Origin of the sequence: uncultured Vagococcus sp., assembly GCF_963518325.1 — a bacterium.
In the GTDB taxonomy this organism is placed as follows: domain Bacteria; phylum Bacillota; class Bacilli; order Lactobacillales; family Vagococcaceae; genus Vagococcus_D.
In genome coordinates, this window is record NZ_CAUQJB010000007.1 from 138597 (window position 1) to 154024 (window position 15428).

17 protein-coding genes are annotated in these 15428 nt (G+C 36.9%); 12 read left to right on the top strand and 5 right to left on the bottom strand.

The window, feature by feature from the left end; translation table 11 throughout:
- Positions 1 to 19: 19 nt before the first annotated feature.
- Complete coding sequence (locus RWN13_RS08705) at positions 20 to 469, bottom strand: MarR family transcriptional regulator (RefSeq protein WP_314062295.1); 450 nt, start codon at positions 467 to 469, stop codon at positions 20 to 22.
- Positions 470 to 618: 149 nt separating this feature from the next.
- Here RWN13_RS08705 and RWN13_RS08710 point away from each other — a divergent pair, with 149 nt between their 5' ends.
- The 4 genes from RWN13_RS08710 (at position 619) to RWN13_RS08725 (ending at position 3299) form a co-directional block, all read left to right on the top strand.
- Positions 619 to 1065, top strand: a complete 447-nt coding sequence (locus RWN13_RS08710) for a universal stress protein (RefSeq protein WP_314062249.1) — start codon at positions 619 to 621, stop codon at positions 1063 to 1065.
- A gap of 233 nt (positions 1066 to 1298) precedes the next feature.
- The gene (locus RWN13_RS08715) at positions 1299 to 1565 is read left to right on the top strand and encodes an NUDIX domain-containing protein (RefSeq protein WP_314062252.1); all 267 of its coding nucleotides are present in this window, start codon (positions 1299 to 1301) and stop codon (positions 1563 to 1565) included.
- 650 nt (positions 1566 to 2215) lie between these two features.
- Positions 2216 to 2491 carry a hypothetical protein gene (locus tag RWN13_RS08720; RefSeq protein WP_314062254.1) on the top strand — a complete coding sequence of 92 codons (276 nt, stop codon included), beginning with the start codon at positions 2216 to 2218 and terminating at the stop codon, positions 2489 to 2491.
- A 415-nt stretch (positions 2492 to 2906) separates the two neighbouring features.
- Positions 2907 to 3299: a hypothetical protein gene (locus RWN13_RS08725; RefSeq protein WP_314062256.1), complete on the top strand. Its 393-nt coding sequence runs from the start codon at positions 2907 to 2909 to the stop codon at positions 3297 to 3299.
- A 51-nt stretch (positions 3300 to 3350) separates the two neighbouring features.
- Here RWN13_RS08725 and RWN13_RS08730 read toward each other — a convergent pair whose 3' ends face one another.
- Positions 3351 to 4829 (bottom strand): CotH kinase family protein, encoded by a 1479-nt coding sequence (locus tag RWN13_RS08730; protein ID WP_314062258.1) that lies wholly within the window; start codon positions 4827 to 4829, stop codon positions 3351 to 3353.
- Between the two features lie 198 nt (positions 4830 to 5027).
- On the opposite strand from RWN13_RS08730, the gene RWN13_RS08735 reads away from it, so the two are divergent.
- From RWN13_RS08735 to RWN13_RS08760, 6 genes are all read left to right on the top strand, one after another.
- Positions 5028 to 5249: a hypothetical protein gene (locus RWN13_RS08735; RefSeq protein ID WP_314062261.1), complete on the top strand. Its 222-nt coding sequence runs from the start codon at positions 5028 to 5030 to the stop codon at positions 5247 to 5249.
- 140 nt (positions 5250 to 5389) lie between these two features.
- Complete coding sequence (locus RWN13_RS08740) at positions 5390 to 6094, top strand: response regulator transcription factor (RefSeq protein WP_314062263.1); 705 nt, start codon at positions 5390 to 5392, stop codon at positions 6092 to 6094.
- Positions 6087 to 7445 (top strand): HAMP domain-containing sensor histidine kinase, encoded by a 1359-nt coding sequence (locus tag RWN13_RS08745; RefSeq protein WP_314062266.1) that lies wholly within the window; start codon positions 6087 to 6089, stop codon positions 7443 to 7445. The genes RWN13_RS08740 and RWN13_RS08745 overlap by 8 nt, the downstream gene beginning before the upstream one ends.
- A gap of 106 nt (positions 7446 to 7551) precedes the next feature.
- On the top strand, positions 7552 to 8040 hold the full coding sequence (locus RWN13_RS08750) for a PepSY domain-containing protein (protein ID WP_314062269.1): 489 nt from the start codon (positions 7552 to 7554) through the stop codon (positions 8038 to 8040).
- Between the two features lie 17 nt (positions 8041 to 8057).
- Positions 8058 to 8669 carry a PepSY domain-containing protein gene (locus RWN13_RS08755; RefSeq protein ID WP_314062272.1) on the top strand — a complete coding sequence of 204 codons (612 nt, stop codon included), beginning with the start codon at positions 8058 to 8060 and terminating at the stop codon, positions 8667 to 8669.
- A 179-nt stretch (positions 8670 to 8848) separates the two neighbouring features.
- Positions 8849 to 9784, top strand: a complete 936-nt coding sequence (locus RWN13_RS08760; RefSeq protein WP_314062274.1) for an oligopeptide/dipeptide ABC transporter ATP-binding protein — start codon at positions 8849 to 8851, stop codon at positions 9782 to 9784.
- A gap of 79 nt (positions 9785 to 9863) precedes the next feature.
- Here the strand turns inward: RWN13_RS08760 and RWN13_RS08765 are convergent, their stop codons facing one another.
- The 3 genes from RWN13_RS08765 to RWN13_RS08775 form a co-directional block, all read right to left on the bottom strand.
- On the bottom strand, positions 9864 to 10226 hold the full coding sequence (locus RWN13_RS08765; protein WP_314062277.1) for a hypothetical protein: 363 nt from the start codon (positions 10224 to 10226) through the stop codon (positions 9864 to 9866).
- 108 nt (positions 10227 to 10334) lie between these two features.
- Positions 10335 to 10826 carry a cysteine hydrolase family protein gene (locus RWN13_RS08770; protein WP_314062279.1) on the bottom strand — a complete coding sequence of 164 codons (492 nt, stop codon included), beginning with the start codon at positions 10824 to 10826 and terminating at the stop codon, positions 10335 to 10337.
- A 51-nt stretch (positions 10827 to 10877) separates the two neighbouring features.
- Complete coding sequence (locus RWN13_RS08775; RefSeq protein ID WP_314062282.1) at positions 10878 to 11648, bottom strand: MerR family DNA-binding transcriptional regulator; 771 nt, start codon at positions 11646 to 11648, stop codon at positions 10878 to 10880.
- 188 nt (positions 11649 to 11836) lie between these two features.
- Here RWN13_RS08775 and RWN13_RS08780 point away from each other — a divergent pair, with 188 nt between their 5' ends.
- Positions 11837 to 13588 (top strand): ABC transporter ATP-binding protein, encoded by a 1752-nt coding sequence (locus RWN13_RS08780; protein WP_314062285.1) that lies wholly within the window; start codon positions 11837 to 11839, stop codon positions 13586 to 13588.
- Complete coding sequence (locus RWN13_RS08785) at positions 13572 to 15344, top strand: ABC transporter ATP-binding protein (RefSeq protein ID WP_314062288.1); 1773 nt, start codon at positions 13572 to 13574, stop codon at positions 15342 to 15344. Before RWN13_RS08780 ends, RWN13_RS08785 begins: the two co-directional genes overlap by 17 nt.
- Positions 15345 to 15428 lie beyond the last annotated feature (84 nt).

Sequence of the window (15428 nt, forward strand, 5' to 3'; positions counted from 1 at the left end):
CTTGCTCCTAACGTGATGTTTAATAGTTTCTCTTGTTTCCCTTTTTTACTGAGTACCAGTCAGATTCAATATTGGTTTGAACTCTCTGCAACATTGATAATAATTGAGTCACTTCGTCGGTTGCAAAACCGCTTAAGGCCACCGATTCCGAATAAAGATGTTCCTTAATGATGAATTGGCATACTTGTTTTCCTTTATCAGTGGGAAATAGTTCTTTATTTTTTTTATTATCCAGAGGTTGGACTTTTTTTATAAATCCATTTTTTTCTAACTTTTTTATGGCGCGAGCAGCTGTTGATGAATCAACTTTCAAGTTGTCAGCTAGTTTATCTTGAATAATACCAGGATTTTCACAAATGCGTACTAAATACAAGTATTGCCCTTTGGTTAAACTATATTCCTTAAACTCAATATTACTAATGGCATCCAAGGTTCTGGCAATGGTTCCGATCTCTCGTAAAACGTCTATTTGAGTCACCACCTTTATCTTTAATTTTATATTACTGTATTTTTATTGCAAGTGCAACAAAAATAAATTGCCTTTCTTTCATAAACATCGTCTTATTTGTTAGCATTCTGTCAATCGTGTTATAATAAAGAAAAAGGGAGGCGGTCACAATGGAAAAGAGATATAAACATATTCTTGTTGCAGTTGACGGCTCAGAACAGTCTGAAAAAGCGTTTGTAGAAGCTCTGAATATCGCAAAAGAACATCAGGCTCACCTCTTTGTTGCTTGTATTATCAATGACGTGGAAATAGCATACAGTGTTTACGATTTCCCTTACAGTTACCACGAAATCATTGAAAAGCAAAAAGAAGAGGTTGAAAAAGAAATCTTGAAAAAGATTTATGACGCTCGAGAATTTGGCGTTGATGATATTACCCCGATTGTAGAACTAGGAAGTGTTAAGGAATATTTGACGAAGACGATTCCAGATGATCATAAAATAGACTTGATTATCGTGGGAGCTACTGGAAAAGGGGCTCTTACCCGGGTCTTGGTGGGGTCAACTGCTGCTTATGTTGTTAATCACGCCCCTTGTACTGTTGTAGTTGTCAAATAGTTAAAGAAAAACGTGTTGCCTCATGGGTAACACGTTTTTCTTTATTTCCTTTTAGGCTGTGACAATTATAAAATAGGAGTACACTATGGATCAATAAAAGTTATTTTGACTTTTAAAGGCGTTGGCTAACATTGATAAAAGATGCTAAAAAGTACATGGAACAAGAACTATCTGAAGAAACCTTTCTAAAGTGATATCAGGAGACCAACTCAAAAAATTTATCAGACCCCTGCGTGACCATCGAAAATATGATCTTTTGTTTTGGTAAAGAAGGCAATCAGTTAAAGCTTTTGTTTATTAAGCGAAAAGCACATCCTTTTATCGATAGTTTAGCCTTAGTTGGGGGCTTCATAGATGGAGCAGAATCGTCTGATAAGGCGTCTGTTCGTGAAACGACAGAAGAGACAGGTATTCAGTTAAGGCTCGATTATATTGAACAATTACAAACGATTAAGATAGCTAACAGAGACCCACCTCAACGAGTGATTGCCATCGCCTAAATGGTTTTTCTTCCAGTGGAGCTCAATTTTTAGGATTATACACCTGGATTAAAAATAGCCACGTTGACACAAAAGAAGGATCGGTAGACATTACTGAGATATTAACTTTTAAATAGTGGACGCAACCATCGGTTGTTTTAATATTATCCAAAGTGCATCAGCCAATATACTGACTCAATTGTCAAGTCAAGCGCCCAGTGACAATTGCTATTTACGAATAATTTAAAAATTATCGGAACTATCTTGATGGCGAAATGTTTTAGAGAACAGTGGTTAAATTTGGTATTGGTGAATTTTTTCAACATTTATTTTGTGGATACAGTTGGGAAACATACTGATGATTGACATGAATATTGCGTTACTAATTAACAGTATTTAAGGGGATCTGGAATGGACCTTATCGTTGAAGAAAAGAGCAGCTATTTAATCATTATTGGGAGTTTACGACCAGTAAAACTAATAAAAAAGAAGTGAAGCTGAAAAATTGTCAGGTTATTTAATCATCTATAAACCTTTACATTTGTGCAATATTTCCGAATCATTCGTTATTAAATTAACAAAAAAAGAATATTAGTTGTGGATGATGCCAATATTTAGTACAATTTAAGTATACTAACCTAGTAAATAGTTAAACAGGAGGTCAAATTGTTATGAGCAGTAAGTACATGAATTACGTAGGAGACATTATTAACGACGTGGAATATCATGGTATGGGCGATCCAGAGGGATTTTTGGAGATTCATATGGAGAAACCGTTACCATTCAGGCTGTATTGTAAAATGGCCGACGAAAATTGGGAAGAAGTTAGCGAAGAAGAACGATTAGAATTGATTCGTCAACTAAAAGAAAAAAAATCAATGCATTCCAGAAGTGATTACCGATACTATACCATTGACTTCCATTTGGCAAGTTTAGGTGGCTTGTAATTGGAAACGCTTAAAAATCGGTTGTGAATATCCGTACTATTCGTAAGAAGAGCAATAAAAACACCTCCTTTTTACTGTCTGGCAGGTTGGTGTTTTTATTGCTTCTTAACGATTGGTAAACGAGTAAAAAAGGAACTTTATGATACGATAGGTCGATTTCAGTAAGAAAAAGGATAGACATGAGAAATTTTCTAATTGGTGAGTCAGCAAGCGAAATAATCAAACATGTTAAGTTGTCTAACGATGATTTGTTACTGGATTGATGTATTTAATACAAAAAATAATCAAAGCAATACTACCGGCTTTAATCGTCATTACGGTGATATTTGACAGGGTTAACTGATGACAGTAAAAAAGAAGTTAAAGCGCAAGGTTTAGCAATCGTCGTAACTATTTATTTTGGTGGTCCTACGGGATGTGCGATGATTGGCAGGCAGTCATGGTTCAGGTTCCTACAGCCGCTCTAATAGGCATTATGGTTACCGTCGATGTTGAAACTTTTAATTGGGCAAGCTTTAAAAATGTGCCTAAAGTTCCTCTTATGGAGACGGTCATTATGGTTACTATGATAATCATTGTCGTTTATACTCACAGTCTGGCAATAGGTATTCTAGGTGGTGTCTTAATGAGTCTGATTAATTTTATGTCCAAAATAAACAAACTAGACATATCTTATTCAGAGGGACGAGTTGCAGTTGATGATCAGTTATTTTTTGTATCGGCAGATTCATTGTGGAACTGTTTTGAAACAACCTGTTTTTATTCAAATACCGTCATTGATTTATCGAGAACACATATAAGAAATTAAGTAGTCGATTAAAGTAAATGAGTCCCTGCGTAAAATCACAGGGACTCTTATTTATTTACTACTATCTGAGGTTTTTGTCGCAGCTGAAGTTTCGGTTGATAGCTTCTCACTGATGGCTTTAGCTTCACTAACAATAGTGCCAGAATCAACTAAGTCGGTTACGTTTTTAGTTAATAAATCCTGGTAATCACTCAAGACTGAAGTTGCATAATCACTATCAATGATTGTTGTGGTTAGAGAATCCAGTTTAGTTTGATAAAGTGTTTTAAAAGTATCGTTAGCAAGAAAACGGGTCACTAATATATTATCTTTATCTCCCATACCACCAGTTGGTCGGCCAATTTTTTCGCCACTACTATTTTGAAGTTGCTCATCTTCTGGCATTTCTGGTCGACTTCCATCCATCTCAGGAGGAGTCATCCCTTCAGGGGGCGTTTGTCTTTGACCACTCTCTGTTCCTTTGGCCATGCCCATGCCGCCAAAGGCTAGGTTATGATCCCAAGCGACAACTGTCATTTTTTTAGTCTCAGAGTCGTAGTAGAGATAGGAATTATTCCCAGGGCCGTCGATATCATCTGTGTTACTAATTATTTCCTGACTGGCTAAATATGTGGCAAATGCCTCAGTCTCCAGATAGTCTCCTAATTTAGAGGCAAACTCTTCGTCAGTTGAGTTATTGATAAAATCTAAGAAACCGATTAAGGGCGTCAAATCATCATCACCGTATTTTTGCTCAAAAACATCTGTATAGTCAGTTGGATCTGTTCCCCGATAGGAATAATCACCGTTACCGTCGGCTTTATACAAGAGACCACTCGTCGACTCAAAATGTTCCTCGGTCCATAAATCATCATCCGGTACATCTATCACTAATCGTAATGTTTGTTCTGAGTTATTAACCGCGAACTTAGTAAAGGCGGCTTTTTCGGCTTCAACACCTGCCTCATTTAAGACAGCTAGGGCAACAGCCTCATTTAATGATGTTTTGGTATTATTCGCTCGAACAACAAAGTAAGATCGACCTTTATATGCGATATCCTTTTCATATTTATCCAACCGAATGACCCAAGGAAGTGTTTCGGGTGAATCTGAATCTAATGAACTTGGTTCTCCAGTAGGGACCTCTTTAGCATTTGCTGTAGTCGTTTTCGTTTCCTCGGAGATATCCGTTTTTTCAGCTGCTTTTGAGTTCGTTTTTGAGGTGGCATTATTCAGTCCGCGTAAAGTGGAATTACCTTTTAGCTTTATCCCTACATTCTTAAACGTTGTACCATCAATCGTGACGGTGGCTTTAATCCAAGTTTTATTGCCAGAATTTGTATACTCGGTCAGCATAGCTTGATAATCCGTTTCATCAAAATCAACACTGATATCGTGAATTGAATCGGTTGTAAAAAAATCTGTTCCTGAGGTATTAGTCGTTTGACTGGTGGATGTTGACATCTGAGAAGGAGTCGTGCAACCCGTCAAGGCCAGTGATGCAGCTAAAACAGCTGTTGCGAATGTTAATCCTTTAGTTAGTTTATTCATTTATTTGCTCCTTTTCGTAATAGTGAGTTTTAACTCTCTCTAAAGGTTACCAACAGAAGCTTAAATCAAGCTTAAGTAAAGGTTAAACGCTGAGTTACCATTGGTAGCGATGATAAAGTGATAATGAAATAACAAACTTTAGCTCCTCTTTAGTTCAACCAAAGTGAGATTATTATTCTTGATGAAGCCACCTCGGCAATGGATATGATGACAGAGAATCAAGTCAGGGCGACGATCTTAAACGAGTTCGGCAATCGAACCATCCTCACAATTGCTCATGGCTTTAATTCAATTAAAGATTATAACCGTACATTAATATTTCGAAAGGGGAAGCTAATTGCAGATGGTAAATTTGATACATTGATAACTAGTTGCACTTACTTAAAGATGTTAGTAGAGTCAGGTATGTTCATAGAATGATCGTCTAAAAAAACATCCACTATTGGATGTTTTTTTACGTAGAAAGGATTAACACTTTTGTAAAATGAAGAAATTTTCATTGTATTTTGATTGAAGTTCTCATAAAAGATGGTATCGTTAAACTAAAGGAGTTGACGAAAATGAGCGTGATTAATATTCTTCTCGTAGAAGATGAAGATAGTTTAGCGAACTTTGTTTCCGAAGAATTAAGTTTTGAAGGTTATCAAGTCATCCATGCTAGAGATGGGGCAGAAGCCTTGGATTTATATAAAAAAAATCAATCAGAGTTAACATTGATTATATTGGACTGGATGTTACCAGTCTACGATGGGATTACCGTAGCAAGACGAATTAGAAAAACAAGTCAAATCCCCATTATAATGATGACGGCTCGGAATCAAGTTACTGATAAAATAACAGGTCTAGACACTGGGGCGGATGACTATATCACTAAACCTTTTGATATCGAAGAGTTATTGGCGCGGATTCGTGTTATTTTACGGCGAGCAGAACAGTTGGCTCTATTGACACAACAACCGGTAATTTATCAATATAAGGATTTAACCTTAGATACAACTAAACATTTGGTTGAACGGTTTGGTGAACCCATTCCCTTAACTCAAAAGGAATTTGAATTAATCTTGGAGCTAATTAGACGGCCCGAAGAAGTATTAACCCGTGATGATTTACTAAATGCTGTCTGGGGTTATGATTATTTTGGACAAACAAACACTGTCGACGTTTATATCCGTTCTCTGCGCAACAAGGTGGATTATTTACCTGAAAACAGGCTGATCCAAACGGTTCGAGGTGTTGGTTATGTACTGAGGTCGGCCCATGATTAAGCCAAAAGAGAAAATAAAAAAAGGACAAACTATGCAGTATCAATTAACTGTAAGATTTATTAGTTTATTAGTGGTCGCTGTCGTAGTTTTAAGTACCGCCATTACGACGATGACGATTGTATCTATTTATGAATCAACGAAGGATCAAACCAAATTACTGTTAACGTCTCTCAGAAAGAGTGAGGCAACGTCTGAAAAAGAATGGCAGAAGCTTTTAAATACTCACATTCCTAATGATAACTCCCCTAATTTTATCCGTGTGGTCTTAGAATCTGGGGAGATTGTCTACTCCGAAGAAGCCCAAGAGCTTTACAATGAGTTTCCCGCATTTAAACAATTGATTGTAACTAAACGTATTGTTTGGGATCAGCTAGAGCCGTATTACTACAAAACCATAGTGGTGGACAGAGCGACCATTAGTGTGTTAGTTGAATTGGAAGATAATTTTGAAATTATTGGTCAAATCGTCTCATTTACGATTATATTGACTCTCATTGTAATTATTCTCGGAGGGGTTCTTACTTATCGTTTTGCTGAAAAAATTAGTCGTTCTTTAAATCGAATGAACAGAGAAATTATGGCGTTGTCAAAAAATGACAGTCATCAAGCATGGTTGACAGAACCCTTGCGACCGATAGAGGTAGCCAATATTTCCAAATCATTTAATCAATTAATTTCAGCGCAGCGAACCTCTGTTAAGCGGGAAAAACAATTTGTGACAGATGCCTCCCATGAATTGAGAACTCCCTTGACAGCAATACGAGGACACGTTAATTTGATAAAACGAAGAGGCCAGGAACATCCAGAAGTTATACCAAAATCCATTGACTATCTGGATAAAGAATCAAAACGAATGGAAGTTCTCGTGGAACAACTCCTGACTGTTGGCAGACAAGAAAGAGGATCGAAGTTGATTGATTTATCTAAATTGGTGGATGAAACCATTGTAGAATTTCAACTAGTGCACCCACGACGACTTGTATCAAAGGTGGAGCAGGGCATTACGCTTATAGGAATACAAGAACAGTTTTATCAAATCATTCGTAATTTAGTAGAAAATGCCTTGAAGTATAGTGAAGAAGGAGAGGAAGTGACGGTGACTTTAATGAGTGATAAGACTACTATTACTCTGATTGTAGTTGATACCGGCATTGGTATTTCTAACAAAGATAAATCCCTTGTTTTCGATCGATTTTATCGAGCTGACCAATCACGATCAAGTTTAATAAAAGGGTCAGGTATTGGGTTATCGATTGTCCACACTTTGGTCGAGCAATACGAAGGTGCGATTACAATTTCAGATAATCAGCCAAAAGGGTCAATTTTTAAAGTGACACTGCCCTTGACTTAAATGAAAAAGTCTTCATTTTTTCTTCATTCGATATTGGTTATCTTACGTTTAATTGTTGATATTATGATATTAAGCAATCAGACATAAGAAAGGAGTGAATCAATTTATGAGGAAAAAAGAGTTAATTTTGGCAATACTTGCCTTGCTTTTTCTGGGCGTATTGTTTATCAAACCTGTCAAATCTACTCAACTGACTTCTATGAAATCCGTTGTTAACCAAATTGGTGGTCCCACAATAGAGATACACGCAATTAAATTAACAAGACAAGGCAATGACTATCGATATGAGGTCAGCGGTATACAAAATCAGAAGAGTTATCACTGGCTAATAAATGGTGAGACCGGAACAGTAATAAAAGAACCTATTCAAAATATGTCTACTAAAAATCAAAAGCTTCAATTAGATAAAGATATATTATTTCAGAACTTATCGGTCATTGCTGAAGTAGCTGTTGGCAAGGGCGTAGCTACGGCTTGGGAACTTTCTGGCCAAAGTCAAAATCTTTGGCGAATTAGCGTTGAAAACGGACAAGAGGACTACGTTGTCACAATTGACAACAATACACTGGCAATTGAATCAGTGAATCTAATTTAAGGAATGGAGTATTTATTATGAAAACAAAATTAATGATGTTAAGTATCGTCACACTAGGATTATTTTTAGGTGGATGTACAAGTAATAGCAACAGCTTACCTAAAGAAAGTTCAGCCGTTTCTAATTCGACTAGCAATAGCAATACATCCACGAGTAATGCCAAAAAGGCCGTTCCGGCTATAAAATTAACTGTGACAGAGGTTATCTCGGCTTATGAGAAAGCTTATCCTAATACTTCAATCACTTCTATCGATTTGGACACATCCTTTGGTGCTTATTATTTCGAAGTCCAAGGCGTAGATGATAATAAAGAGTATGAGTTAAAGATTAATGCTGAAACAGGTGAAGAAACGAAAGAGCGAGAAGAAAATTTGGATATTGACGAGAAGAATGGTGTCAAAAAAGCTGAAGATTCACTAGAACTAAACGATATTATTACCTTAGAAGATGCTACAGCCTTTGCTTCAGAGGCACTAGGGGTGAACCCAGAGACTGCCACTGACTGGTCTTTAGACAGGGAAATGACAGTCACTTACTGGGAAGTGACATTTGAATCTGGTCGTTCAGAATCTAGTGTTAAGCTTGATGCAAAAACAGGTGATGTTTTAGAAAAAGAGTTAGAAGAATAAAAAAAAAGGAGTTACAGCGAATTGAAGCTGTAACTCTTTTTTTTGTTCCTTAATATTTTTTGTGTAGCGTTTACATGTCAATCTAAATAAGCTACAATGAAAAAGAATTACTCCCTAATTTGTCCGTCTACTGCTGATTATTATACACTCAACTGTTAATTTGAAATGGAGGATTAAGTATGAACCAGGATGTCTTAGTTGAAGTTAAAGATTTTAAAAAGTATTTCACCATTAACAAGTATATGAAACTCAGATCTCTAGACAGTTTAAATTTTAAAATAAAGAAAGGCCAAACCTTTAGCCTTGTAGGAGAAACTGGTTGCGGTAAGTCGACTTGTGGTAGAACCTTAGTTAATGCTCTGCCGCCAAGTGAAGGAGCTGTTTTTTATGATGGCAAGGATATATCCCATATGGATGAGTATGAAAAGCAGTGCTTAAGAAAGAAAGTTAAGATTATTTTTCAGAATCCATGCGCAGCCCTTAATCCTCAACTTACAGTGCACAAGCTTATTGCTGAACAAGTTGACACTCATTTTCCAGCTCGCTCCTATCAGGCCCAACAAAATCGCATTAGCTTTATTTTAGAGCAAATAGATCTTGACAGTCACTATCGTAATGAGTTAATTTATGAATTACCGGATAACCAGCTGTACTTGGTTGCAATTGCTCTTGCATTGGCAGCTAGTCCAGAACTAATTGTTTGTGATGAACCAATATCTGCTTCAAATGACCAGTTCCAAACCAAGATAATCAGTTTGCTAAAGGAGCTACAAAACGATTTAGGCTTAACCTATTTATTTATTTCTAGTAGACTTTCAATGGTCAAGCATGTTTCTGATCAGATTGGTATCATGCACTTGGGCACCTTGGTAGAATTAACCAATAATCAATTACTAAGTAGCAAAAAAATGCATCCTTATACCAAAAGTTTAATGTCAGAAAGTACTGTGAACGCTAATAATAAAAGAGCAGTTAAGGGAGAAACAGTCCGGCTATCAAAGGGTTGTAGCTATGTATCTCAATGCTTACATGCAGGTCTTATTTGCCAGAAAAAGTTACCTGAAATGATTGAAATAGAGGCTAATCATTTTGTGGCATGTCATTTATATGATTGAGATAATTGAAAAGATGATGAACTTATACAACGATAAAAACAGAAGAGGGGGACATCGGACCACCTACTTCTGTTTTTATTTAGTTACCTAATTTACTTAATAACAATTGACGAAACATTTCTGTTTCATCGTAAGTCATAACAAAAGCAAAATCCCCTAAACTATAATTGACAACATAGTCATTATCTCTCAATCTAACAAATAACGTAGAACGGACTTTTTCCCCCAAAGCATCGTCCATGGCAGTCGCACCATAAAAAACCCAATGAGTAGCATTTGCTTCATTTTCTTGAGGGACAGTTAAATCTTTTTTCATCAATGAGACCAATTTCTCTGCTAAATCATCATTTAAGGGCTCCTCTATATAACCATACCAAATTGTGCGAGAATAGTCGTCATCTTTTCCATATGTCTCATCAAATAATTGTTTTAATTCAGTCATCGCAGATACCTCCATTTCGAATAGGTGAACTCCTTCATTATACCCATTAGTTAACATTATGTGTTAGTAATAAGCCGAGCCTCTTACCTCAATGACTACATTATTCGGCTAAATAAAGGTAAGGAAGCGCTGATTCCAGATTGCTTCATGATGATTAATGATTTGTTCAGCCGTCAGTTCTTGACTATCTAGCGTTGTCGTACTGCCACGAATCATTGAAAGTGTGTAACCTAAACTATGAGCAACTCTAATAGTCGTATCAACACAGTATTCAGTTTGCGCTCCGCAAAATTCAATTTCCTTGACAGCTAATTCTGTTAGTAAATTTGATAAAGAAGTCCGATAGAATGAATTAGCGTGTGTCTTTTCGATGTAATAATCAGATCCTCGGTTATCCAATTGTTTCATTAATTTCCAGGGATCTGTTGCAGGTACAAGTTCTTGATCCTTATGCTGAATAAAGATAATTGGAAGATTTTTTTTACGGTAATCAGTTATTCGCTCATTTGCAATACGAAGAACCTTATCAAGCTGATACAAGGGAGCAGTTTCCGTATGCAAGCCTCTTTGCAAGTCAATAATAATTAAACAATTTGCCATTTTTTCACTCCTTTTCCTAAATTATAGTCGGTTTAATCCACTTAGTAAAGATTATATAGGATATATCTCTAGCCAAGCTTTATAGTAATCCACTGAGTCTTCTTCGTCATTTGAAGCGGTCGCTAAATACGGGGCAATAATTTGTTCCACACGTAAACCCATTTTCAAGAGAGCTGCTTCATGTTGGTGATAGTTGTGCTTATCCAAATCATCTGAATTGGTTTCAAGTAAACAAGTAACGTAAGCTTTACTGGCGTTCTTGTCATTTCGCCAAAGTTCTTCATTTCCATTTTCGTAATCTAAGGGAACAGCTAATCCCATTTGAAATTTAGGCAGGGCAGGGTCTTTTTTATATAAGACAAAGTTAGTAGGTCCTGCTAATTGAACTTGAATGTCTTGAGGATTATACAAGTCAAAGGCGACAATCTTATTTAAGGTAAGGGGTTCCTGGCGGTAACGATTATCTTTTAAGCTAAAAAGATTTTCCAACTGCTGTTTACGCCCAGCTATCCCTGTTAGCTTACCTTGGAGTTCTGTTAATTCTTGCTGAACTTGCGTTTCTGTAGATTCTAGAATACTGTAGATAGCTTCCGGACTTAGGCGATTAAATCGTTTCATCTTATGAATTGGTACGTTCAAGTTCCGATAAAAGACGACATCAAGCAGTTCTATTGTGGTCTGAATATCAAATTCCCGGTATTCATTCTCATCATTTCGTTTGGTTTTAAAAATTTCCTTTTCTTCCCAGTAGCGGATAGTTGAAGCGGGTATGTTAAAAAGTTTGGCTATTTCCCCGATAGAATAACGTTGTTCTTCTGACATTTTTTACCTCCTGCTTTTGTGGCTATTTAATTATTTGTCCGTCACAGACATTATCTTATTTTCACCTCTCAATAAGTATAGCGTTATTTCTATTGACCTTCAAGTTACTTGAAGGTATAGAATGGATTTCGCAGCATCATTTTAGCAGTGTGTAAGTTGAAAAAACTTGCAAGAAGAGGAGAAGTACTATGAAAAGTATGACCGGCTTTTTTAGCCGAAACAAAAAATTAAGTATCTTGACGGCCATTTGTTTAGCCGTTCAAATAATTGGAACATTAGCCGTTCCTTTTTTAATTGGAGAATTGATTGATCATGGCATTGCTTCTGGGAATCAATCGTTGATAATTAAAATAGGGGTTCAAATGTTAGTGGTTGCTTTAATCGGCGGAGGAGCAGCGGTTTATGGTAGTTTTCTATCAGCTAAACTAGCTGCTAAGTACGGATACGAAGTGCGCCAAGAGTTTTATTCGAAAGTTCAACAGTTGTCGATTCAAGATGTGGAATCTTTTGGCGTCCCAAGCTTACTAACACGAATGACTAATGATGTTACAAATGTACAACGCGCTTTGGGAATGTTTCTGCAATTGATATTCCCGGCACCTATTATCTGTGTGTTCGCCGTGATTATGACATATATTAATTCGCCAAAATTGGCTCTAATTCCTTTGATATCAATCGTTTTATACTTGAGCGTCGCCGCTTTTCTATTGAGAAAAGGGTTACCGTTATCGGCAACTATCCAACAGCGATTGGATCGAATCATGGTAAAACTAAGAGAATTTTTTAATGGCATCAACATGATCCGTGCCTTTGATAATCAGGATGAGGAAGAAGCAAAAACCAATCAACGATTTACTGATTATGCTGACAGTATGATTGCTGTCAATAAAATTTTTGCATATTTAACACCAGTCGCCTATTTAATCATGGGATTAGTTTTTGCTTTGATCATTTGGTTTGGTGGTTTACTAGTGGGAGCGGGGGAACTACAAATTGGGGTAGTTACTGCTGTTGTCGAATACTCAATGTTAACTTTAGCCTATTTAATTATGGCTGCAATGGTGATTGTGACTTTACCTCGTTCTTACGCATCATTAACACGAATTGAGGAAGTCTTGAACAGACTACCTGAAATTAGCGATCGGCAACAAGCAACAGTTAAATCTGTTACAACTATGGAAAATTTTGCTAGTTTTCATTCGGTTAAATTTGCTTATAATGGGGCAGAGCCTGTTTTAGAAGATATTACTTTTAATATCGCTAGAGGGCGAACAACGGCCATTGTTGGCGGAACTGGCTCAGGTAAAAGTACTATTGCTAAAGTATTACTTAATTTAACGACCATCAATAGTGGAAAAATTATGATTGATGGCATTTCCTTAACTAATTTATCCCAAAACGACTTGCGGAATAAGATTAGTTATGTTCCCCAAAAAGCTTTTTTATTTAGTGGGACAATTGAGCAGAATCTAAAAATGGGGAAAGCAGATGCTAGCCAAGAAGAACTTGAACGTGCAGTGGAGATAGCACAAGCAAAAGCCTTTATTGCCAGTCAGGACGGGGGCTACCAAGCTTTTGTTGCTCAAGGGGGAACCAATTTTTCTGGTGGGCAGAAGCAACGCTTAAGCATTGCTCGGGCGCTAGTAAAACCAGCGGCTTTATATGTGTTTGACGATAGCTTTTCTGCATTGGACTACCAAACCGATGCTAATCTTCGCCAAGCGTTGCGCAACCAAATGCCACATGCCACATTCTTAATTGTTGCGCAACGTTTGAGTACGATTAAAGAGGCTGATCATATTATTGTACTTGATGAAGGGCGAATCGTTGGTCAAGGTCGTCATTTAGAGTTATTAAAAACCAATCAAATTTACCAAGAGTTTGCCTTATCTCAGGGGATTGATTTAAAAGGAGGGCAATTAAATGGAAACACTAACTAATCAAACAAGTATTAATCGCTTTTTAAGTTTTATTAAACCAGAGCGGCTTTACTTTTATTTGTTAGCATGTTGTAGTCTTGTTAGTAACGGGCTCATAACTGCCATGCCTTTTGTTATGGGGATTGCCATTGATAAGCTATTGAGTGCCATTAAGAGTAGTGAGGGGCCACTATCTGTTGAACTAATAGCAGAAGTAATCGGCACCCCCGTTCTAATTATTCTGTTCTTGGCAACTGTCAGTGCGGCCATTTCCTATGTACAAGAACAGATGATGGCAAGTTTAAGCGAGAAAATCACGTTGCGTTTACGAAAAGAAATAACTAAAAAATTTAAAGTCTTGCCAATGTCGTTTTTTGACACCCATCAAGTAGGTGATATTTTAAGTAGAACAACAAACGATATTAACCGAATTGCAGAAGTTTTGTTAACAGGAATTAATCAACTGTTTTCATCAATTGTCACGATTATTTTAGGAATTGCCATGTTACTTTACATTGACTCACAATTAACTGGAATTATCCTGATCTTAATTATTGGGTCTTCTGCAGTCACGACTTGGGTGGCCATTAAAAATAAGAAACTGGCTGATAAAAACCAGGGAGAATTAGGTGTGCTGAATAATCAAACGGAAGAATTTTTCTCAGGTAATTTAGAAATTAAAACATTTAATAAACAAAAAGATACAGCTAACACAATTGAAATAACTAATCTGCGCCATGCAAAAGCATTTCAAGATTCTCAGTTCTTCGATTATGCGATTTATCCAGCCATTCGTTTTTTAAATCAACTGGCATTTATCGTTAGTGCAATCGTAGGAGCGGGGATGGTACTGCAAGGCTCTATGACTATTGGTATCATTCAAGCTTATCTGCAGTATGTCAATCAAATTTCTGAACCAATTACTAACTTTTCCTATGTCATCAATGCTATTCAAGGGGCTATGGCTTCCTTAGATCGTGTGCTGGTCATTTTAGATCAACAGGAGGAGATGGCCGAAAACAACAATCTTTTGTCAATTAATAATTCTGAAGGAGAAATTGTTTTTGATCAAGTTAAATTTGGTTACACTCCTGATAAAATATTGATGAAAGAGGTAAGTTTTATTGCTAGACCTCGGAAAATGATTGCAATTGTCGGACCAACAGGGGCAGGTAAAACCACATTAGTCAACTTATTAATGAGGTTTTACGAGATTAATGATGGCAAAATAACTTTTGATGGGAAAGATATTACCTCTTTGTCACGAAAAGAATTGCGCTCCATGTTTGGCATGGTGCTACAAAATACTTGGCTATTTGAAGGCTCCGTTGCTGATAACATCGCTTATGGTAAAAAAGATGCCACTCGCCAAGAGGTAGTTGAAGCATCTAAAGTGGCTCAATGCGACCACTTTATTCGAACCTTACCTGATGGCTATGACACGATTATTTCTAGTGAGGGCGGAGCCCTTTCTCAGGGGCAGCAACAGTTATTGACTATTGCACGAGTTATACTGGCCAATCCGCCAGTCGTCATTTTAGATGAAGCCACTTCAAGTGTCGATACGCGTACAGAAGCAGAGATCCAACAGGCAATGAGTGTGGTCACGCAAGGGCGAACAAGTTTTGTTATTGCTCACCGCCTATCAACGATTGAAAAAGCTGATTTAATTTTAGTAATGGAAGCAGGGACGATTGTTGAGCAAGGGAATCACAATGAATTATTGGCTGAGGATGGTCTTTATGCTAAGTTACATCAAAGCCAGTTTAAGGAATAGAAGGTAAAAAAAGAGGCCCTTTGAAAAAAGAAGCTGCTGAAAAACGAAGATATTCCTATCGTTTTCTTCTTTAGAGATAAAATA